19 protein-coding genes and 1 tRNA gene are annotated in these 18,418 nt (G+C 66.9%); 17 read left to right on the top strand and 3 right to left on the bottom strand.

Annotated features, from left to right (window positions below; all coding sequences use genetic code 11):
* Positions 1-96 precede the first annotated feature (96 nt).
* The 17 genes from aspS (at position 97) to I6J77_RS13815 (ending at position 15,063) form a co-directional block, all read left to right on the top strand.
* Positions 97-1,884, top strand: a complete 1,788-nt coding sequence (gene aspS, locus I6J77_RS13895; RefSeq protein WP_204109448.1) for an aspartate--tRNA ligase — start codon at positions 97-99, stop codon at positions 1,882-1,884.
* 89 nt (positions 1,885-1,973) lie between these two features.
* Positions 1,974-2,621, top strand: a complete 648-nt coding sequence (locus I6J77_RS13890; RefSeq protein WP_204109447.1) for a triacylglycerol lipase — start codon at positions 1,974-1,976, stop codon at positions 2,619-2,621.
* Between the two features lie 84 nt (positions 2,622-2,705).
* On the top strand, positions 2,706-3,428 hold the full coding sequence (locus tag I6J77_RS13885; RefSeq protein ID WP_007808398.1) for a YebC/PmpR family DNA-binding transcriptional regulator: 723 nt from the start codon (positions 2,706-2,708) through the stop codon (positions 3,426-3,428).
* 112 nt (positions 3,429-3,540) lie between these two features.
* Positions 3,541-4,083 carry a crossover junction endodeoxyribonuclease RuvC gene (gene ruvC, locus I6J77_RS13880; protein WP_235577823.1) on the top strand — a complete coding sequence of 181 codons (543 nt, stop codon included), beginning with the start codon at positions 3,541-3,543 and terminating at the stop codon, positions 4,081-4,083.
* Between the two features lie 37 nt (positions 4,084-4,120).
* The gene (gene ruvA, locus I6J77_RS13875) at positions 4,121-4,717 is read left to right on the top strand and encodes a Holliday junction branch migration protein RuvA (protein ID WP_204109446.1); all 597 of its coding nucleotides are present in this window, start codon (positions 4,121-4,123) and stop codon (positions 4,715-4,717) included.
* 15 nt (positions 4,718-4,732) lie between these two features.
* Positions 4,733-6,664: a potassium transporter Kup gene (locus I6J77_RS13870; protein WP_204109445.1), complete on the top strand. Its 1,932-nt coding sequence runs from the start codon at positions 4,733-4,735 to the stop codon at positions 6,662-6,664.
* Positions 6,665-6,867: 203 nt separating this feature from the next.
* Positions 6,868-7,917 carry a Holliday junction branch migration DNA helicase RuvB gene (gene ruvB / locus I6J77_RS13865; RefSeq protein WP_204109444.1) on the top strand — a complete coding sequence of 350 codons (1,050 nt, stop codon included), beginning with the start codon at positions 6,868-6,870 and terminating at the stop codon, positions 7,915-7,917.
* The gene (ybgC, locus tag I6J77_RS13860) at positions 7,910-8,317 is read left to right on the top strand and encodes a tol-pal system-associated acyl-CoA thioesterase (RefSeq protein WP_204109443.1); all 408 of its coding nucleotides are present in this window, start codon (positions 7,910-7,912) and stop codon (positions 8,315-8,317) included. Before ruvB ends, ybgC begins: the two co-directional genes overlap by 8 nt.
* Positions 8,318-8,355: 38 nt before the next feature.
* Positions 8,356-9,042, top strand: coding sequence for a protein TolQ (gene tolQ, locus I6J77_RS13855; protein ID WP_007808409.1), 687 nt, complete (start codon positions 8,356-8,358; stop codon positions 9,040-9,042).
* Between the two features lie 13 nt (positions 9,043-9,055).
* On the top strand, positions 9,056-9,508 hold the full coding sequence (gene tolR / locus I6J77_RS13850; RefSeq protein WP_007808412.1) for a protein TolR: 453 nt from the start codon (positions 9,056-9,058) through the stop codon (positions 9,506-9,508).
* The gene (tolA, locus tag I6J77_RS13845; RefSeq protein ID WP_204109442.1) at positions 9,495-10,439 is read left to right on the top strand and encodes a cell envelope integrity protein TolA; all 945 of its coding nucleotides are present in this window, start codon (positions 9,495-9,497) and stop codon (positions 10,437-10,439) included. The genes tolR and tolA overlap by 14 nt, the downstream gene beginning before the upstream one ends.
* Positions 10,436-11,767: a Tol-Pal system beta propeller repeat protein TolB gene (gene tolB / locus I6J77_RS13840; protein ID WP_200946195.1), complete on the top strand. Its 1,332-nt coding sequence runs from the start codon at positions 10,436-10,438 to the stop codon at positions 11,765-11,767. The genes tolA and tolB overlap by 4 nt, the downstream gene beginning before the upstream one ends.
* Before the next feature lie 250 nt (positions 11,768-12,017).
* Entirely contained in the window at positions 12,018-12,524 is a 507-nt protein-coding gene (pal, locus tag I6J77_RS13835; protein WP_056717260.1) for a peptidoglycan-associated lipoprotein Pal, read from the top strand.
* Positions 12,524-13,387: a tol-pal system protein YbgF gene (gene ybgF / locus I6J77_RS13830; protein WP_204109441.1), complete on the top strand. Its 864-nt coding sequence runs from the start codon at positions 12,524-12,526 to the stop codon at positions 13,385-13,387. Before pal ends, ybgF begins: the two co-directional genes overlap by 1 nt.
* An 11-nt stretch (positions 13,388-13,398) precedes the next feature.
* Positions 13,399-14,091, top strand: a complete 693-nt coding sequence (queE, locus tag I6J77_RS13825) for a 7-carboxy-7-deazaguanine synthase QueE (RefSeq protein WP_056717258.1) — start codon at positions 13,399-13,401, stop codon at positions 14,089-14,091.
* A 137-nt stretch (positions 14,092-14,228) separates the two neighbouring features.
* Positions 14,229-14,915 (top strand): 7-cyano-7-deazaguanine synthase QueC, encoded by a 687-nt coding sequence (gene queC / locus I6J77_RS13820; protein ID WP_204109440.1) that lies wholly within the window; start codon positions 14,229-14,231, stop codon positions 14,913-14,915.
* Positions 14,916-14,987: 72 nt separating this feature from the next.
* A tRNA-Lys gene (locus I6J77_RS13815) sits at positions 14,988-15,063 on the top strand.
* A gap of 51 nt (positions 15,064-15,114) precedes the next feature.
* Here the strand turns inward: I6J77_RS13815 and I6J77_RS13810 are convergent.
* From I6J77_RS13810 to I6J77_RS13800, 3 genes are all read right to left on the bottom strand, one after another.
* Entirely contained in the window at positions 15,115-17,013 is a 1,899-nt protein-coding gene (locus I6J77_RS13810) for a hybrid sensor histidine kinase/response regulator (RefSeq protein ID WP_239309003.1), read from the bottom strand.
* A 129-nt stretch (positions 17,014-17,142) separates the two neighbouring features.
* Entirely contained in the window at positions 17,143-17,859 is a 717-nt protein-coding gene (locus I6J77_RS13805; RefSeq protein WP_204109438.1) for a TVP38/TMEM64 family protein, read from the bottom strand.
* Entirely contained in the window at positions 17,856-18,416 is a 561-nt protein-coding gene (locus I6J77_RS13800; RefSeq protein ID WP_204109437.1) for a nucleoside deaminase, read from the bottom strand. The genes I6J77_RS13805 and I6J77_RS13800 overlap by 4 nt, the downstream gene beginning before the upstream one ends.
* Between the last annotated feature and the right edge of the window lie 2 nt (positions 18,417-18,418).

The raw sequence follows: 18,418 nt of genomic DNA, 5'->3' as shown, positions 1-18,418 counted from the left end.
TCCGCCGCCAGTCCGCCGCGGCGCGCGGCGGTGGTAAACTTGGCGGTCTTTTCCCCTGCCTGAAGTCGCCCCGCGGCGACGCCGGAGTTCCAACGCATGCGCACGCATTACTGCGGCCTCATCGATGAGTCGCTGATCGGCCAGTCCGTCACCCTGTGCGGCTGGGTCAACAAGATTCGTCTGCAGGCCCACGTCGCCTTCGTCGACCTGCGCGACCACGAGGGTCTGGCGCAGGTGGTGGTCGACCGCGACAACGCCGCGGCCTTTGCCGTGGCCGGCGAGATCGGCAACGAATATTGCCTGCGTGTCACCGGCACCATCCGCCCGCGCGTGTCGGTCAACGACAAGCTGAAGACCGGCACGATCGAGCTGCTGGCCGACACGGTGGAGATCCTCAACGCCGCGAAGGACCTGCCGTTCGCGCTGCACGAGAATCCCAACGAAGACATGCGGATGACCTACCGCTACCTCGACCTGCGCCGTCCCGAGATGCAGGCGATGATGCGCAAGCGGATCAAGCTGGTGCAGACGCTGCGCCGCTACCTGGACGAGCGCGGCTTCCAGGACATCGAGACGCCGATCCTGACCAAGGCCACCCCCGAAGGCGCACGCGACTACCTGGTGCCCAGCCGCGTGCACCCGGGCCAGTTCTACGCGCTGCCGCAGTCGCCGCAGCTGTTCAAGCAGATCCTGATGATGGCCGGTTTCGATCGCTATTATCAGATCGCCCGCTGCTTCCGCGACGAGGACCTGCGCGCCGACCGCCAGCCGGAATTCACCCAGCTCGACCTGGAGTTCGCCTTCGTCGAAGAGAAAGACGTGCAGGATTTCGTGGAGGAGCTGATCCGCCACGTGTTCCGCGAAGTGCAGGGCGTGGAGCTTGCGAACCCGTTTCCGCGCATGACCTGGGCTGAGGCGATGCGCCGCTTCGGTTCGGACAAGCCGGACCTGCGCATCGCGCTGGAGCTGGTCGACGTGGCCGATGCGCTGAAACATGTCGAGTTCAAGGTGTTCGCCGAGCCGGCCAATGCTCCGGACGGCCGCGTGGCGGCCTTGCGCGTGCCCGGCGGCAGCACGCTGTCGCGCAAGGACATCGACGGCCTGACCGAATACGCCTCGCGTTACGGCGCGAAGGGCTTGGCCTGGCTCAAGGTCGAGGATCTGGCCAAGGGGCGCGAGGGCATCAATTCGCCGGTGGCGAAATTCCTCGACGACGCGGCGCTGGACGGCGTGCTGAAAGCCACCGCCGCGCAGAGCGGCGACATCGTGTTCTTCGGCGCGGGCAAGTGGAAAACCGTTACGGATTTCATGGGGGCCGTTCGCCTCAAGGTTGGTCGGGAACAGACCGCAGGGCCTTTCGATGCGGGCGTGCGTAGCGTTTCCCCACATTTGCAGTGGAAGCCGCTGTGGGTCACCGACTTCCCGATGTTCGAATACGACGCGGAAGAACAGCGCTACGTCGCCCTGCATCATCCGTTCACCGCGCCGAAGATCGACGACATCGCCGACCTGAAGAGCCACGCCGCCACTGCGGTGAGCCGGGGCTACGACATGGTGCTCAACGGCAACGAGATCGGCGGCGGTTCGATCCGTATCCATCGGCCGGACATGCAGAGTGCGGTGTTCGAGCTGCTGGGCATCGGCGCGGACGAAGCCGAGGCGAAGTTCGGCTTCCTGCTCAAGGCGCTGAAGTTCGGCGCGCCGCCTCACGGCGGCCTGGCCTTCGGCATCGACCGCATCGCCGCGCTGATGGCTGGCACCGAGTCGATCCGCGACGTGATCGCCTTCCCCAAGACCACCAGCGCGCAGGATCTGATGACCGACGCGCCGTCGCCGGTCGGCGATGCGCAGTTGAAGGAACTGCACGTGGCGGTGCGGGCTTAGGAGCGTGGGCGGCTTGAGGCGGTTGTCCACGCCGGCCGCTTCCAGGTATTCGATTCCCGCCTCCCCGGCCACTCTTCCCGGCGCTCGCCATGTCTGAACATGTGATCCTGCTGCACGGCCTGTGGATGCGCGGTTTCGCGCTGTCCATGCTGCATCGCCGGCTGATGGAGGCGGGTTTCCGCGTGCATCGCTTCGACTACCTCAGCGTGGCGGCCACCGAGCAGCGCATCCTGGATCGGCTGCATGCGCGCATGACCGCCTTGCTCGGCGAGGCCGACGCCCAAGCCGTGCACCTGGTCGGACACAGCCTGGGCGGGCTGCTCGCGTTGCGTGCCTGCCATGACGCCGACGCACTGCCGTCCGGTCGCATCGTCTGCCTCGGTTCGCCGCTGCGTGGCAGTGCGGCGGCGCGCAGCTTTGCCGGCTGGGGGCGCGGTGGCGAGGTCCTGCTGGGGCACAACCGCGAGCTGCTGGAGCAGGGGCTCGAACGCTGGGATGGCCCGCGCGAGGTGGGCATGATCGCCGGCTGCACGCCGCTGGGACTGGGCGCCATGCTCGGCCATTTCCAGGGCGAGCACGATGGCACCGTGGCGGTCGAGGAGACCCGCCTGCCGGGGCTTGCCGACCATTGCGTGGTCGAAACCAACCACACCGGCCTGCTGTTTTCGCCCGAAGTGGCGCAGTTGGCCGCCGGTTTCCTGCGCCACGGGCGTTTTTCGCCGCCGGCGCCGCGTTGAGACGCCGCACCCCGCGATCCGGCACACAGGTTCAATTCAGGTAAAATTCCCGGCTTGTCCAACCGCCGTCGTGCAGGAATCGTCATGGGTAGAGGTCCGTCCATCGAAGGTCGCAAGAACGCCGAAGACGCCAAGCGCGCCAAGGTGTTCACCAAGCTGATCCGCGAAATCACCGTCGCCACCCGCGCCGGAGTGGCAGACCCTGGCGGCAACCCGCGCCTGCGCGCGGCGATCGACAAGGCCTTGTCGGCCAACATGACCAAGGACACCATCGAGCGCGCGATCAAGCGCGGCTCCGGTGCCGATGGCGGCGCCGACATGCAGGAACTGCGCTACGAGGGCTACGGCCCGGCCGGCACCGCGCTGATCATCGAAAGCTTCACCGACAACCCCACCCGCACCGTGGCGGACGTGCGCTACGCACTGACCAAGCACGGCGGCAACCTGGGCACCAGCGGTTCGGTGGCGTTCCAGTTCACCCGTTGCGGCGAGCTGGTGTTTGCCACCGGCGGCGACGAGGCGGCCGAGGAGAAAGTGCTGGAAGCAGCGCTGGAAGCCGGCGCCGATGACGTGGTCAACGAGCACGGCGAAAGCACCGTGCTGTGCGCGCCGGAAAACTTCGAGGCGGTGCAGCAGGCGCTGGTCGACGCGGGGCTGAGCGCGCTGCACGCCGGTGTGGTGATGCGCCCCAACAACCGCGTCGAGGTGCCGGAAGAGGCGCTGGAACAGCTGATGGACCTGCTCGAGAAGCTGGACTCGCTGGATGATGTCAGCGAGGTGTCGCACAACGCCCTGCTGCCGACGTGAAGCAGCAAGGCGCTGGAATCCGGGATTTGGGATTCGGGATTCCGGTTTCGCTGGTGCGCAAGGCGAGTTTCGTGGCTCGTTCCAGCGCCCGCGAGATGGCCAGGTGCGAGCCGTGGCTTTGACCGAATCCCGATCCACCCGGATCATCGGCATCGATCCGGGCAGCCAGCGCACTGGCGTGGGCATCATCGACGTGGACGACACGGGCAAGCTGAGCCATGTGTTCCACGGCGCGCTTGCGGTGGCGGGCGAGGCGACTTTCCCGTTGCGGCTCAAACGCATCTTTGACGAGCTGTGTGACATCATCGCCACGCATCGGCCGGCCGAGTGCGGGATCGAGCGCGTGTTCATGGCGCGCAACCCCGACTCGGCATTGAAGCTGGGCCAGGCGCGTGGCGCCGCCATTTGCGCAGTGGTCAGTCAGGGGATCGTGGTGCACGAATACGCGGCAACCGAAGTGAAGCAGTCCGTGGTCGGCAGTGGCCGCGGCGACAAGACCCAGGTGCAGCACATGATCGGTGTCCTGCTGGGCCTGAAAGGCCCGTTGCAGGCCGACGCCGCCGATGCGCTGGCGATCGCGGTCACGCACGCGCACACCCGGGCCAGCCTGGCCCGGGTCGGCATTCCGCGCACCGCTTGGAGGCGACGCCGATGAAGGCGTCGCGGATGAAGAAGACCGCGGGGCGACGCCGGTGATCGGGCGTCTGCGCGGCACCCTGATCGGCAAGCAGCCGCCGTCGTTGCTGGTCGACGTGGGCGGGGTCGGCTACGACGTCGAGGCGCCGATGTCGACCATCTACGACCTGCCGGGCCTGGGCAAGGAAGTGGTGCTGCTGATCCATCATGCGGTGAAGGAAGACGGCATCACCCTGTACGGCTTCCTGCACGAGACCGAGCGCGCGCTGTTCCGCAACCTGCTCAAGGTCAGCGGCATCGGCGCGAAGATCGCCTTGTCCGTGTTGTCCGGCGTGTCCACCGACCACTTCGCGCGGCTGGTGCAGGCCGGTGACGTGGCGGCGCTGACCAAGATCCCCGGCATCGGCAAGAAGACCGCCGAGCGCATCGTGGTGGAACTGCGCGACCGGCTCGATGGCGTGGCCGGCGTTCCCGGCGTGTCGCCGCAGCGCGCCAGCGCACCGCTCGATGCGGCCGGCGAAGCGACCGTGGCGCTGCAGCAGCTGGGCTACAAGCCTGCCGAGGTCAGCCGCCTGGTGCAGAAAGTGGCCGCGGAAGGCGATACGGCCGAAGCCATCATCCGCAAGGCGCTGCGCGCCGCTCTGGGCAGCTAGTTCGCCAGGACTTCAATGAATACGCAAGCAGACAACCCGGCCCAGCCATCGGCTCACGGTGACACCGCCCACGTGCGTGGCGCCAAGTCGACGCTGATCCTCGGCGCGATCGGCGTGGTGTTCGGCGACATCGGCACCAGCCCGCTGTACACCATGCACGAGACCTTCCTGCCCGAGCACGGCCTGCATCCGCGGCCGAGCACGGTGCTGGGCATCCTGTCGCTGGTGACCTGGTCGCTGATCATGGTGGTGGCGGTGAAGTACGTCAGCCTGGTCATGCGCGCGGACAACAAGGGCGAGGGCGGCATCATGGCGCTGATGACGCTGGCGCAGCGAGCCAGCGGCAAGTCCGTGGCCACGCGTCGGGCGGTGATGCTGATGGCCCTGCTGGGGGCGGCGCTGTTCTTCGGCGATGGCGTGATCACGCCATCCATTACCGTGTTGTCCGCGATCGAGGGCCTGCAGGTGGCCGCGCCGTCGCTGTCGCACTACGTGGTGCCGGTGACGGTGGCGGTGCTGCTGGGCCTGTTCTGGCTGCAGCGGCATGGCACGGCCAAGGTCGGCGCGATCTTCGGGCCGGTGATGGTGGTGTGGTTCCTGGCGCTGGGGGTGATCGGCGTGTGGAACATCATTCAGGCACCGGAAGTGCTGCATGCGCTGAATCCATGGCATGCGGTGCAGTTCTTCATGACCCATGGCAAGACCTCGATCCTGGCGCTGGGTTCGGTGGTGCTGTGCGTGACCGGCGCCGAGGCGCTGTATACCGACATGGGCCATTTCGGCCGGGTGCCGATTCGTGCCGCGTGGTTCTTCTTCGTGATGCCGGCGCTGCTGCTGAACTACTACGGCCAGGGCGGCCTGCTGCTGGTGCATCCGGAGACCATCGCCAATCCGTTCTACCACTCGGTGCCGGAGTGGGCGCTGTATCCGATGATCGCGCTGGCCACGGTGGCGGCGGTGATCGCTTCGCAGGCGGTGATCTCCGGCGCTTTCACCGTGTGCCGGCAGGCGATCCAGCTGGGCTTCCTGCCTCGCATGCAGGTGGTGCACACCTCGCGCGAGGCGATCGGGCAGGTCTTCCTGCCGTGGATCAACCGCGCCCTGATGGTGGCGGTGATCGCCACCGTGGTCGGCTTCGGCTCGTCCAATGCGCTGGCCGGCGCCTATGGCATCGCGGTGACCGGCACGATGGCGATCGACACGGTCCTGGTGATGATCGTGGCCCGCCGCATGTGGCAGTGGAGCCGGCTGCTGGTGATCGGCCTGGGCCTGATCCTGCTGGCTATCGACCTCAGCTACTTCGGCGCCAATACGCTGAAGATCCTGCAGGGCGGCTGGTTCCCGCTGGTGCTGGGCCTGCTGATGTTCGCGGTGATGACCACCTGGCGCCGCGGTCGCGAGCTGGTGGTGCGCGAGATCAAGCAGGGCGGCCTGGCGCTGGCGCCGTTCATCGAGAACATGGCCGCGCACCCGCCGCTGCGCGTGCCCGGCACGGCGGTGTTCCTCACCGCCAACCTCAGCGCCGTGCCGCATGCCCTGCTGCACAACCTGAAGCACAACAAGGTGCTGCACGAGCGCAACGTGCTGCTCACCGTCGGCATCCTGGAGACGCCGGTGGCCGAGGCCGACGAGCGCATCCAGCTCACCGCGCTGTCGTCCGGAAGCGACGATTTCTACGCGCTGGAACTGCGCTTCGGCTTCGCCGAGGACCCGAACATTCCGCAGGCACTGTCGCAATGTTCGCGCGAAGGCCTCGCCTTCGACATGATGGACACCACCTTCTTCCTGTCCCGCGAGAGCATCGTGGCGGACGAGCGTCGTCCCGGCATGGCGCTGTGGCGCGACAAGCTGTTCGCCTTCATGTCGCGCAACGCGCTGCCCGCCACCGCGTTCTTCCAGATCCCCGGCAACCGGCTGATCGAGCTGGGGGCGCAGGTGGAGATCTGATCCGCATAGCGGATCGGATCTCCACCGCGGCCCACGGATGGGCCGCACGAATGCCGATCGTTTTTGCGATCGGCATTTGGAGCCTGATCGGGCATCGCCCGATCAGGCGAGCCGGGAAAGTGCGGGAAAGCACGTTCCCGGCATGAAGGGCTGCCTTTGCCGGTGATTCCCGCTCCGTTTCATCCGCCTGCCATAATGGCGGCATGACCGAAGCCCGCATCATCACCGCCGCCGCCCAGCTCGACGACGAGGCGCTGGAAGCCACCATCCGGCCGAAGCGGCTGACCGAATACCTCGGCCAGCAGGCGGTGCGCGAACAGCTGTCGATCTACATCGAGGCGGCCAGGAAGCGGGGCGGGGCGCTGGACCACGTGCTGATCTTCGGCCCGCCCGGCCTGGGCAAGACCACGCTGAGCCACGTGATCGCCAACGAGCTGGGTGTCAACGTGCGCTCCACCTCCGGCCCGGTGCTGGAACGCGCCGGCGACCTCGCCGCGCTGCTGACCAACCTGGAGGCGAACGACGTGCTGTTCGTCGACGAGATCCACCGCCTGTCGCCGGTGGTCGAGGAAGTGCTCTATCCGGCGATGGAAGACTTCCAGATCGACATCATGATCGGTGAAGGCCCGGCCGCCCGCTCGATCAAGCTGGACCTGCCGCCATTCACCCTGATCGGCGCCACCACCCGCGCCGGCATGCTCACCGCGCCCTTGCGCGACCGTTTCGGCATCGTGCAGCGGCTGGAGTTCTACACCACCGACGAGCTCACCGCGATCGTGCGCCGGGCGGCGAAGATCCTCGGCATCAGCTGCGCGCCGGAAGGGGCGCAGGAAATCGCCCGCCGCTCGCGCGGCACGCCGCGCATCGCCAATCGCCTGCTGCGCCGGGTGCGCGATTACGCCGAGGTGCGCGCCGGCGGCGAGATCACCCTGGCGGCGGCACAGGCGGCGCTGGACATGCTGAAGATCGACCCGCAGGGGTTCGACGAACTGGACCGGCGCCTGCTCGGCCTGATCATCGAAAATTTCGACGGCGGTCCGGTCGGCGTGGAGTCCCTGGCCGCCGCGCTGAGCGAGGACCGCGGCACGCTGGAAGACGTGGTCGAGCCATACCTGATCCAACAGGGTTACCTGGTGCGCAGCGCCCGCGGCCGCATGGTCAGCGCGAAGGGCTGGCGTCACCTGGGGCTGACCCCGCCGCCGCGCCAGGCGCAGGCGGCCGACCTGTTCGATGCGGGGGCTGGCGATGTCTGAGCCGGCCGCGCAACTGCCTTTCAGCTGGAAGGTCAGGGTCTACTGGGAAGACACCGACGCCGGCGGCGTGGTCTATCACGCCGGCTACCTGCGTTTCATGGAGCGCGCCCGCAGCGAGTGGATGCGCGCGCTGGGCGTGGACCAGTTGGCGTACAAGCAGGCCACCGGGCTGGCCTTCATGGTGCGCGACATGCACATCGACTTTCTCAAGCCAGCCCTGCTGGATGATGAACTGACGGTAACGGTCGACGTCAAAGAACGGCGCGCTGCCAGTATCCTGTTCACCCAGACGATCATGAAGGCGGACGGCAGTTGCCTGATCCGCGCCAGCGTGCGGGTGGCCTGCGTCGATCTCCAGCGCATGCGGCCGGCACCGATTCCGGCCGACCTGATTCCTTAAAGAACAACCAAGCCGAACCGGCGGAGTACCTGCAAGCAATGAACGGTGGACTGAACATTTTCACGCTGATCGCGGATTCGAGCCTGCCGGTGAAACTGGTGCTGCTGGTATTGCTGGTGTTCTCGTTCCTGTCCTGGGTCATCATCGTGCGCAAGTATTCGCAGACCAAGGCGGCGATGGAGAACGCCGAGGAGTTCGAGGAGCGCTTCTGGTCCGGCGGCGACCTGGCTCAGCTGTTCCGCGAGGTCAGCAGCCGCCAGGGCGGCACCGGCGGGATCGAGAACATCTTCGAGTCCGGCTTCCGCGAGTTCGCCCGCCAGCGTCAGCGCAAGACGCATGACACCCGCAGCGTGATCGAGGGTTCCGAGCGTGCCATGCAGGTCGCCGGCACGCGCGAGATCGGCCTGCTCGAGCGCAACCTGGAATTCCTCGCCAACGTCGGCTCGATCAGCCCGTACGTGGGCCTGTTCGGCACGGTGTGGGGCATCATGGGTGCGTTCCAGGGCTTGGGCGAGATGAAGGACGTCACCATCGCGGTGGTCGCCCCGCACATCTCCGAGGCGCTGATCGCCACCGCCATGGGCCTGTTCGCCGCGATCCCGGCGCAGTGGGCGTACAACCGCTATGCCACCAAGGTCGAGCGCATCGCCTCGCGCTACGACGTGTTCCAGGAGGAGTTCTCCTCCGTGCTGCAGCGGCAGATCCAGACCGACGACGTCGCCTGAGCGGAGAGCACTCATGCGAACCTCCGGCCGTCAGCGGCGCTACAAGCTCAAATCCGAAATCAACGTGGTGCCCTACATCGACGTGATGCTGGTGCTGCTGATCATCTTCATGGTCACCACGCCGATGATGAAGTCCAACGTGGACGTGAACCTGCCGCAGGCTGACGCCAAGTCGCTGCAGCAGAAGAAGGACCCGGTCATCGTCACAGTGAAGCAGGACGGCCAGCTGTTCCTGACCCTGCCCGGCGCCGAGAAGGAACTGCTGGACGCGGCGGCGCTGCAGACCAAGGTCGGCGCGTTCGTGCGCACCAATCCGGACGTCAACGTGCTGGTGGCCGGCGACGACCAGGGGCACTACGGCGGCGTGGTCCAGGTGCTGGCCGACCTGCAGCAGGCCGGCGTCTCCAAGGTCGGCCTGATGGCCCAGCCGGTGCAGGGCAAGAGCACGTCCGATGGACGAAAGTAAGGCGACGCCGAAGGCGGTCGTAGTCTCCGCCATCCTGCACATCGGCATCGTGGGGTTTCTGTTCCTCGCGGTTTTGCCGTGTTCGAGTTACGAGAATTTCTTCAACGCGCTGCATCTGCCGGCGTGGATGAACCCGATTGCCTGCGCCAAGCCGCTGGAGCTGCAGGGGCCGATCATCGAGGCGACCCTGATCGGGCGCACCGGCAGCCCGCCACCGAAGGCGGTCAAGGCCAGGCCCGTGCCCGATTCCACCCCGCCGCCGCCGACCATCCCGCCGCCGACCCCGCCACCGCCGGTGACCCCGCCGGTAAGCCAGCTGCCGCCGCCGCCCAAGCATGTCGACGTCAAGGACCAGGAACGCGTGGTCGAGGACGCCGCCAAGCAGGCCGAAGACGCCAGGCAGTTGCAGGAAGAAAAGGAACGCCAGCGCCAGTCCGAGCTGGATGCCGAGGCGGCGAAGAAGAAGGCCGAGGAGAAGAAGAAGCTCGACGCGCTGTTCGCCAAGATGGATGCGGCCTCGGCCCAGACCAGGCAGCTGGACAACAAGGCAAGGCAGGCGAAGCAGCAGCTGGAGGACCTCAAGAACGCCCAGGATGACGGTCAGCCCGACCTGCCGGCCGCCGACCAGCGCCAGTCCGGCAACAACAGCCCGAACAGCAACCTGGCCGACGAATACGCCGCGGCCATTCAGAATGCGGTCACGCCCAATTGGTTAAGGCCGGATAACATAGCGGCGCTCCCCTGTCAGGTTCATATCGTGCAATCGCCCGGTGGCGACGTGATGAGTGCCACCGTCGATTCCAGCTGTCCGTACGACGAGGCAGGTCGCCGCTCGGTCGAAAACGCGGTGTTGCGCACCAAGACCCTGCCGTACAAGGGTTTTGAAAGCGTGTTCCAACGCAACCTTACCTTCACATTCAGGCCGCAATGATCAAGCCCATGCGCAAATTCAGCTCAAGCTTCGCCATCATCCTGCTGGCCGCCGTGGCCTTGTTCGCCGGTCCTGCCGCGGCCCAGTCGCTGAATGTGGACATCGTCGGTGGCGTCAAGACCGCCACGCCGATCGTGGTGGTGCCGTTTGCCCAGGCCGGCGGCGCCCCGCTGTCGACCGATGTCGCCGACGTGATGCGCAACGATTTCAACCGCTCGGGCAAGTTCCGTTCGCTGGCCAAGAGCGACATCGTGGAGTTCCCGTCGAAGGGAGCCGACATCAAGTTCCCGACCTGGCGCCTGCTCAAGCAGGACTACATCGTGGTCGGCAGCATCAGGGACGCCGGCAACGGCATGGTCCAGGTCGAATACGAGCTGTGGGACGTCAACAAGCAGCAGAGCCTGCTGCACCAGCAGATGCCGCCGGCGCCTGCCGGTGACCTGCGCAGCGTGGCGCACCAGATCGCCGACGTGATCTACGAGAAGATCACCGGCGTGCGTGGCGCCTTCTGGACCCGCATCGCCTATATCACCGCCGTCGGCCTGGGCAACAACACGACGTATTCGCTGCTGGTGGCCGATTCGGACGGCTACAACCCGCAGGTGGTGGCCCGTTCGCGTGAGTCGCTGCTGTCGCCGGCCTGGTCGCCGGACGGCAAGAAGCTGGCCTATGTGTCGTTCGAGAGCGGCAACTCGAACATCTACGTGCAGGACATCACCACCGGTTCGCGCCAGCTGGTGGAGTCGCACCCCCGCGGCATCAATGGTGCGCCGGCGTGGTCGCCGGACGGCAGCAAGCTGGCGGTGGCCCTGTCCTACGTGGGCAACCTCGAACTGTTCGTGCTGGACCTGGGCAGCCGCCATGAAACCCGCCTGACCAACAGCCTGTCAATCGACACCGAGCCAGTCTGGTCGGCGGACGGCCAGAGCATCTATTTCACCTCCGACCGTTCCGGCCGGCCGCAGATCTACCAGGTCCCGGCCAGCGGCGGATCGCCGCAGCGGATCAGTTTCCAGGGCCAGAACAACGCGAACGCTTCGGTGAGCTACGACGGCAAGCAGATCGCGATGGTGCAGGGCAATGGGAACGTGTATCGTATTGCCATCATGGATCGCAGCCTGGGTGACCAGGTGCGATTCCTCTCGCCGGGCCCGATTGACGAGTCCCCGAGTTTTGCTCCGAATGCCAGCATGCTGCTCTATGCCGCTACCGAAGGACGTCGCGGCGTGCTGTACGCCGTATCGGCTGACGGTCAGGTTCGCCAGCGCCTCGTACTTTCCGATGGCGACGTGCGCGAACCGGCCTGGGGGCCATACCGGCAACGATGATATTTTCATGCTGCTGCGCGAAAGTGCGGCAGCATGATGCCCAGGGATTGGGCCCGAACAGCGCCGGCAAGGCGCGTTTCGGTTTCCGGTGACGGCGCTTGTCGCGTCGAGAGCCAGTCAGGTGGATGGTGCAGGCTCACGCACCTTCGATCTTTCAAGTGTCAAAATAACAGCCGGTCAACCGGCGTCAGCTGTCCCGCAATTCCCATCGTCATTGTTTGTCGGAACTCAACCCGTAAGGAACGTCACCATGAATAAGACCGTTCGCGTCGCCCTGGTTGCCCTGCTCTGCGTAGGCGCGGCCGCTTGCTCCAAGAAGCAGGAAGTCAAACCGCAGCCGGCTCCGGAGCAGGCTGCTCCCGTGCAGGCACCCGTCTCTGACGGCAAGTACACCCCCGCCGATCTCGATACCGATGCCTGCCTGCGTCAGCGCGTCGTGTACTTCGACTTCGACAAGACCGAGATCAAGCCGGAGTTCCAGCAGATCATGGCGTGCCACGCCAAGTACCTGCAGGATCGCCCGATGTCGCACATCCGTCTGGAAGGCAACACCGACGAGCGCGGCACCCGCGAGTACAACCTCGGCCTCGGCGAGCGTCGTGGCAATGCCGTTTCCGACGCGCTGCAGGCCAATGGCGGCCAGGCCAGCCAGCTGGAAGTGATCAGCTATGGCAAGGAAAAGCCGGTTTGCCGTGAGCACAACGAGGATTGCTGGAGCAAGAATCGTCGTGTCGAGATCGTCTACACGGCGCAGTAATGATGAAGCGACTGGCTAACAGCTTTGCAGCCAGGATCAGCACGGCGGGCGCCATCGCGTCCGCCGTGCTGTTCGCGTTCCCGGCTTTCGCGCAGGATTCCCGGTTGAGCCTCGCCGATCGTGTCGCGCGGCTGGAACAGCAGGCACAGAACAAGGACCAGTCCGGTACGGGCATGGTCAACCAGATGCAGCAGTTGCAGGCCCAGGTGCAGCAACTGCAGGGTCAGGTCGAGGAACTGCAGCACCAGCTGCAGACGCTCGACGACAAGAACAAGGCCCAGTACACCGATCTCGATGCCCGGCTCGGGCGTCTGGAGTCGGGTGGCGCGGGCGCGGCGCCCGGCGCCGGCAACCCGGCGGCAGCGGCCGCGGGCAGCCCCGCCGCAGGTGCCAGCGCGAATGCGCCGGCAGCAGCGGCCGCCGGCAACGCTCCGGCGTCCGCAGCCAGCGCGGCTGTCGCCGCAGGCGATCCGGCGGCGGCGCAGGCGGCTTACGACGTGGCGTTCAAGGCGATCCGCGGCGGCAATTACGTGGAAGCCTCGCGCGAGTTCCGCAGCTTCATCCAGCAGTTCCCGAATCATCCGCTGGTTCCCAACGCCTGGTACTGGCTGGGCGAGTCGTACTACGCCACCACCAACTATCCGGTGGCGCTGGAGTCTTTCCAGCAGCTGCTGAGCCAGTTCCCGCAGAGTGACAAGGCGCCCGACGCCCTGCTCAAGGTGGGTTACAGCCAGCTCGAGCTGAAGAAGAGCGACGAGGCCAGGGCCACGCTGACCCAGGTCACCACGAAGTACCCGGGTTCCAAGGCGGCCAGCCTGGCGAAGGAACGTCTGCAGCGTCTGCAACTGCAGTCGGGCAACTGAGTCCCGCGGCGATGAGCGGTCATGACGCGCAGCAGGCGTCGGCGACGCCTGCCGTGGCCGTCCCGGAGCGGCTGCGCATCACCGAAATCTTCCACTCGATCCAGGGCGAAGCCGACGCGATCGGCTGGCGCACCGTGTTCGTGCGCCTCACCGGTTGCCCGCTGCGTTGCGTCTGGTGCGATACCGAATATTCGTTCCATGGCGGCGACTGGCACGGGATCGACGAGATCCTGGCCGAAGTCGCCTCGCATGGCGCGCGGCACGTCTGTGTCACCGGCGGCGAGCCGCTGGCGCAGAAACGCTGCCTGATCCTGCTGCAGCGCCTGTGCGATGCCGGTTACGAGGTGTCGCTGGAGACCTCGGGCGCGCTGGACGTCTCCGCCGTCGACCCCCGCGTGCGCAAGGTGATGGACCTGAAGGCGCCCGGCTCGGGCGAAAGCGCGCGCAACCTGTGGTCGAACCTCGATCATCTGCTGCCGCACGACCAGATCAAGATCGTCATCGCCAGTCGCGAAGACTATGAGTGGTCATGCGCCATGCTGGCCGAGCACAGCCTGGCCGATCGCTGCATGGTGCTGTTCTCGCCGGTCTGGGGCAAGGTCGAGCCGCGCGAACTGGCCGAGTGGATCATCGCCGACAGGCTGCCGGTGCGCTTCCAGCTGCAGCTGCACAAGCTGCTGTGGAATGACGCCGCCGGGAGATAGTTTCATGCGCCCGCCCGGGGCGCGGGAAGCGGGAACGGCCATCGGTGGCCGGACCCCGCAACGAACATCGCGCGCCGGCCTGTGTTGCCGGTGGCGCTTTCCGGCCGGTGACCGGTCGTACCCCGTGGATGCAAACCATGTCTGAAAATTCCCCCCGCAAGGCCGTCGTACTCGTTTCCGGCGGCATGGATTCGGCCGTCGTCATCGCCATGGCTCGTGAACAGGGCTATCAGGTGCACGCGCTGAGCGTCTCCTATGGCCAGCGCCATCATTCGGAACTGGCGGCGTCCGACCGCGTGTCCAGCATGCTGGGTGCGGTCGAGCACAAGACGGTGGGCATCGACCTGCGCAGCATCGGCGGCTCGGCGCTGACCGCCGACATCGACGTGCCGCTGGATGCCGCGGACGCCAGCGCCATCCCGGTCACCTACGTGCCGGCGCGCAACACCATCATGCTGTCGATCGCGCTGGGCTGGGCCGAGGTGCTGGGCTCCAGCGACATCTGGTGCGGCGTCAACGCGGTCGACTATTCGGGTTACCCCGATTGCCGGCCGGCCTTCATCGAGGCGTTCGAACAGCTGGCCAATCTGGCGACCAAGGCCGGCGTCGAGGGCGCCGGTATCCGTGTCCACGCGCCGCTGATGCGCATGAGCAAGGCCGACATCGCCCGCGAAGGGCAGCGCCTGGGCGTGGACTTTTCCGCCACGGTCAGCTGCTACCAGGCCGACGACGAAGGTCGCGCCTGCGGACACTGCGACGCCTGCCGCCTGCGCGCCCAGGGCTTTCGCGAGGCCGGGCTGGCCGATCCCACGCGTTATGCGTGATCCGGCCGCGGGGCGCTTGCTTGTGCCCTTGCCACGCAGCCCGTAAAATTGATCGCTTGAGTTTTCAACGATGGGTCGTTAGCTCAGTTGGTAGAGCACTGGACTTTTAATCCATTGGTCCCGGGTTCGAATCCCGGACGACCCACCAGTTTTCAGGGCGCCCTGCGGGGCGCTCTTTTTTTGCGCGTCGACATCGTGATCACCGGCCGGCGCGGGTGCTGGTCCACGCCGACATCATCGCGCTGCGCAACTGGGGTGGCGAGACCGGCTTGTACAGCAGCGGAATGTTCGCCGCGATGATCTCGCGCAGGTGGTCGACGCGGGTCTCGCCGGTGACCAGCAGTCGTGCGAACGGCGTGTCGCCGTCGCGCTGGTAGTGCTGGTCGAGCGCGGCGAACAGGTCCATGCCGCGGGTGCCGCCGCGCAGCTGCAGGTCGCTGATCACGATGTCCGGCGGGCCGGGCCAGTTCTCGACGGCCTCCATCGCCTGCAGGCGATCCTCGGCCACCTCCACCTCGCAGCCCCAGCTGCGCAGCAGGAAACGCACCCCGGAGAGAATGGCCGGGTCGTCGTCCACCACCAGCACCCGCTTGCCGCTCAGGTCGACCGGCATCTCGTGGGGCGCCATCGATTCCCCGGGGCTGGCGTGGGCGGTCGGCAGGCGGAAATGGAACACGCTGCCGCGACCGAGCCGGGACTGCACCCGCACTTCGGTGTCGAGCCGCACCGCCAGCCGCTGCACCGTGGCCAGTCCCAGTCCGAGGCCCGATTGCGAGCCATCGTCCAGTCCGGCGTCGGCGCGATCGTCGATGCGGTAGAACTCGTCGAACACGTTGGGCAGGTGTTCCGGCGCGATGCCGCTGCCGGTGTCCCAGACCTCGATGCGGACCAGCCCGTCACCGCATCGGCGGGCACCGATCAGCGCCCCGCCATGATGGGTGAAGCGCAGCGCATTGCTGACCAGGTTGTTGAGGATGCGGCTCAGCATCGTGCGGTCGCTGCGGACCCACAGCCGGGTCGGATGGATGAGCAACTGCAGCTCGCGCTGCTCGGCGACCATGTCGAAGTTCCGGGCGACTTCGGCAAACACCTGGGCCAGCGGGAACTCGCTGATCTCGACCTGCACCGCGCCGGTCTCCAGTCGCGACAGGTCGAGCAATTCGTTGAACAGGTGGTCGAGCGACTGCACGCATTCCTGGATATGGGCGATGCGGTCCAGTTGTTCCGGCCGGTCCTCGTCGACGCTGAGCGCGGAGGAGAACAGTGTCAGCGCGTAGAGCGGCTGGCGCAGGTCATGCGAGGCCGCGGCCAGGAAACGCGACCGTGCCAGGCTGGCGGCTTCGAGCGCGGCGTTCTTGTGCGCCAGTTCCCGCGTCGCCTGTTCGATCTGCTGGCGCATGCCGCTCTGGATGTCATGCAGCGTAGCGGCGGCATGATTGAAGCCCTGTTGCAGTTCGCCGATTTCCGTGCGGTCGGTCACCGGCACCTCGACCGGCCGGTCGCCGAGCCCCAGCTGATGCACGGCGCCGGCAAGGTGACGCAATGGCGCACTGATCCAGCGCGCCGCCTGCCACGCGAGCACCCCGGCGAGCAGCAGGCTGACCAGCAGGGCGATCAGCGCGTGACGCAGGCTGGCACGCTGCATGGCGATGGCCTGGTGCAGGCTGACGTCCACCCGCACCGAACCTTCGGCCACGCCGCCGGGCTGGTCGCGGTCGATCATCTCGCGCACCACGGTGAGGACTTCCGCCGGCTCGCGGTTGCCGTCGAGCTCGTTGTGGTCGGCAAGGATCTGGCCGGCACCGCTTCGTATCTGCACCCGGATGACATGCGGCAGGTCGCCCACCGAGTCGGCGATGCGGTTCAGCTCGCGCAACTGCATGTTGCGCAGCGGCTGCAGGCTGATCGAGGCGGCCTGGGTGGCGATGGCGTCGGCATTGCTCCGGGCCATCTCGCGCAGGTTGACCAGTTGGCGCTGGGCCATGAAGGCCGCCAGCAGGGCGGCGGTGATCAGGGCGGGCATCAGGGCCACGAAGGCCATGCGCTGCATCAACGACCGGCGTTGCCACAGTCGTTTGGGCCAGGAGTCAGCCGCCATGTCCATCCGTCCCGTCCCCCATCGCGCGTCGCGGACCGGTGGGCATTGATGCCGGGCCCGAAGTGCTGCCGGTTGTCCGGCGTCACACTAGCGCGAAACGGGTCGGCTTGGCAGCTGCCGCGATCCGTTTCAGTCCAGCGGGAATCGGCGCTGGCGCCGGCGCCGGGTCATGCGTTCGATCAGCAGGGGCAGCAGGGCGAGCAGGGCGATCGCGCCCAGCGGCAACAGCACCTCGCGGTGCAGGAACAGGCCCAGGCCGAGGCTGTCGCTCTGGCTCATCGCGTCGCCAAGCCCCGCGCCGATCGAGGTTTCGAAGATCAGCGCGACCGTGCCGCCCAGCCAGCTGGCACCCAGGAACAGCCACAGCGGGCAGCGCAGCCAGGCCAGCGCCACCGTGACCGCGCCGAATGGCACGACCGGAATGAAGCGCAGGAACAGGGTGTAGCTGACCGGGTGCCGCTCGAAGCCATGGTGCAGTCGCGCCACGATGGCCGGCGGCTGGCGGCTGCCCGGACCGAAGGCGTAGCGGCTGGCCAGGAACAGGATCAGCGATCCCAGGGTCAGCCCCAGCGACGAATACAGCGTGGCGTCGACCACCCCGAAGGCGAAGCCGCCGGCCAGGATCACCACGATGGTGCCGGGGATGCCGGTGGCCACGGTCAGCGTCAGCAGTCCGGTGAAGGCCAGTCGGCTCAACCACGGGTGGTCATCGATCTGCGCATGCAGGCTGGCCTGGTTGGCCAGCAGCCGGTGCGGGGTCAACTGGTCCAGCGAGCCGGAGGCGAACAGCACGACGCCGGCAAGCACCAGCAGCACCAGCGGCAGCGTGGCGCGCCAGCGGCTCAATACGGCGTGCCGCTGGCGCCGTAAGTGGCCAGTACCGCACGGGCCTGGTCACGCAGGATGTCGCGGCGAACCGAGATGTTGCGGCGCTCGAGTTCGCCGATCCAGTCGGTCGGCAGCGGGCCTTCGTCGAAGTCGGTCAGCTCTTCCACGTCTTCGGCGCGCGCTCCGATCAGCAGTTCGTCGATGCCGGCCCAGACGCTGGCGCCGTAGCACTGGCAGCACGGCTGCGAGCTGGTGGCCAGCACGTAGTGGCCGCCGTCCTCGTTCAGCCGGTGCCGGCTCAGCCGCTGCTGGGCGATCATGATCACCATCATTTCCGCGTGCGCCACCGAGCAGCTCTGCGGCACCACGCGGTTCACGCCCACGGCGACCAGCCGGCCGCTGTGGTTGTTGAACACGGCCGCGCCGAACGGACCGCCGCCGCCGCGCTCGACGTTCTGTCTCGACAACTCGATCGCCAGGCCGACGCGTTCCTCGTCACTCTGGTAACGCCTGTTGGTATCCACCACGTCGCCGATCCACGGCGGCAGGGTCAGATGGATTTGCAGGGGCAACATGC

It is taken from the genome of Rhodanobacter sp. FDAARGOS 1247, assembly GCF_016889805.1.
GTDB lineage: Bacteria > Pseudomonadota > Gammaproteobacteria > Xanthomonadales > Rhodanobacteraceae > Rhodanobacter.
Note: the sequence above shows the minus strand (reverse complement) of the source record. Positions and strands in the feature narration are given on the sequence as shown.

Coding starts and splice junctions, on each gene's coding strand:
- aspS (WP_204109448.1), top strand. CDS start 97: ATGCGCACGCATTACTGCGGCCTCATCGATGAGTCGCTGATCGGCCAG.
- I6J77_RS13890 (WP_204109447.1), top strand. CDS start 1,974: ATGTCTGAACATGTGATCCTGCTGCACGGCCTGTGGATGCGCGGTTTC.
- I6J77_RS13885 (WP_007808398.1), top strand. CDS start 2,706: ATGGGTAGAGGTCCGTCCATCGAAGGTCGCAAGAACGCCGAAGACGCC.
- I6J77_RS13870 (WP_204109445.1), top strand. CDS start 4,733: ATGAATACGCAAGCAGACAACCCGGCCCAGCCATCGGCTCACGGTGAC.
- ruvB (WP_204109444.1), top strand. CDS start 6,868: ATGACCGAAGCCCGCATCATCACCGCCGCCGCCCAGCTCGACGACGAG.
- ybgC (WP_204109443.1), top strand. CDS start 7,910: ATGTCTGAGCCGGCCGCGCAACTGCCTTTCAGCTGGAAGGTCAGGGTC.
- tolQ (WP_007808409.1), top strand. CDS start 8,356: ATGAACGGTGGACTGAACATTTTCACGCTGATCGCGGATTCGAGCCTG.
- tolR (WP_007808412.1), top strand. CDS start 9,056: ATGCGAACCTCCGGCCGTCAGCGGCGCTACAAGCTCAAATCCGAAATC.
- tolA (WP_204109442.1), top strand. CDS start 9,495: ATGGACGAAAGTAAGGCGACGCCGAAGGCGGTCGTAGTCTCCGCCATC.
- tolB (WP_200946195.1), top strand. CDS start 10,436: ATGATCAAGCCCATGCGCAAATTCAGCTCAAGCTTCGCCATCATCCTG.
- pal (WP_056717260.1), top strand. CDS start 12,018: ATGAATAAGACCGTTCGCGTCGCCCTGGTTGCCCTGCTCTGCGTAGGC.
- ybgF (WP_204109441.1), top strand. CDS start 12,524: ATGATGAAGCGACTGGCTAACAGCTTTGCAGCCAGGATCAGCACGGCG.
- queE (WP_056717258.1), top strand. CDS start 13,399: ATGAGCGGTCATGACGCGCAGCAGGCGTCGGCGACGCCTGCCGTGGCC.
- queC (WP_204109440.1), top strand. CDS start 14,229: ATGTCTGAAAATTCCCCCCGCAAGGCCGTCGTACTCGTTTCCGGCGGC.
- I6J77_RS13810 (WP_239309003.1), bottom strand. CDS start 17,013: ATGGCGGCTGACTCCTGGCCCAAACGACTGTGGCAACGCCGGTCGTTG.
- I6J77_RS13800 (WP_204109437.1), bottom strand. CDS start 18,416: ATGTTGCCCCTGCAAATCCATCTGACCCTGCCGCCGTGGATCGGCGAC.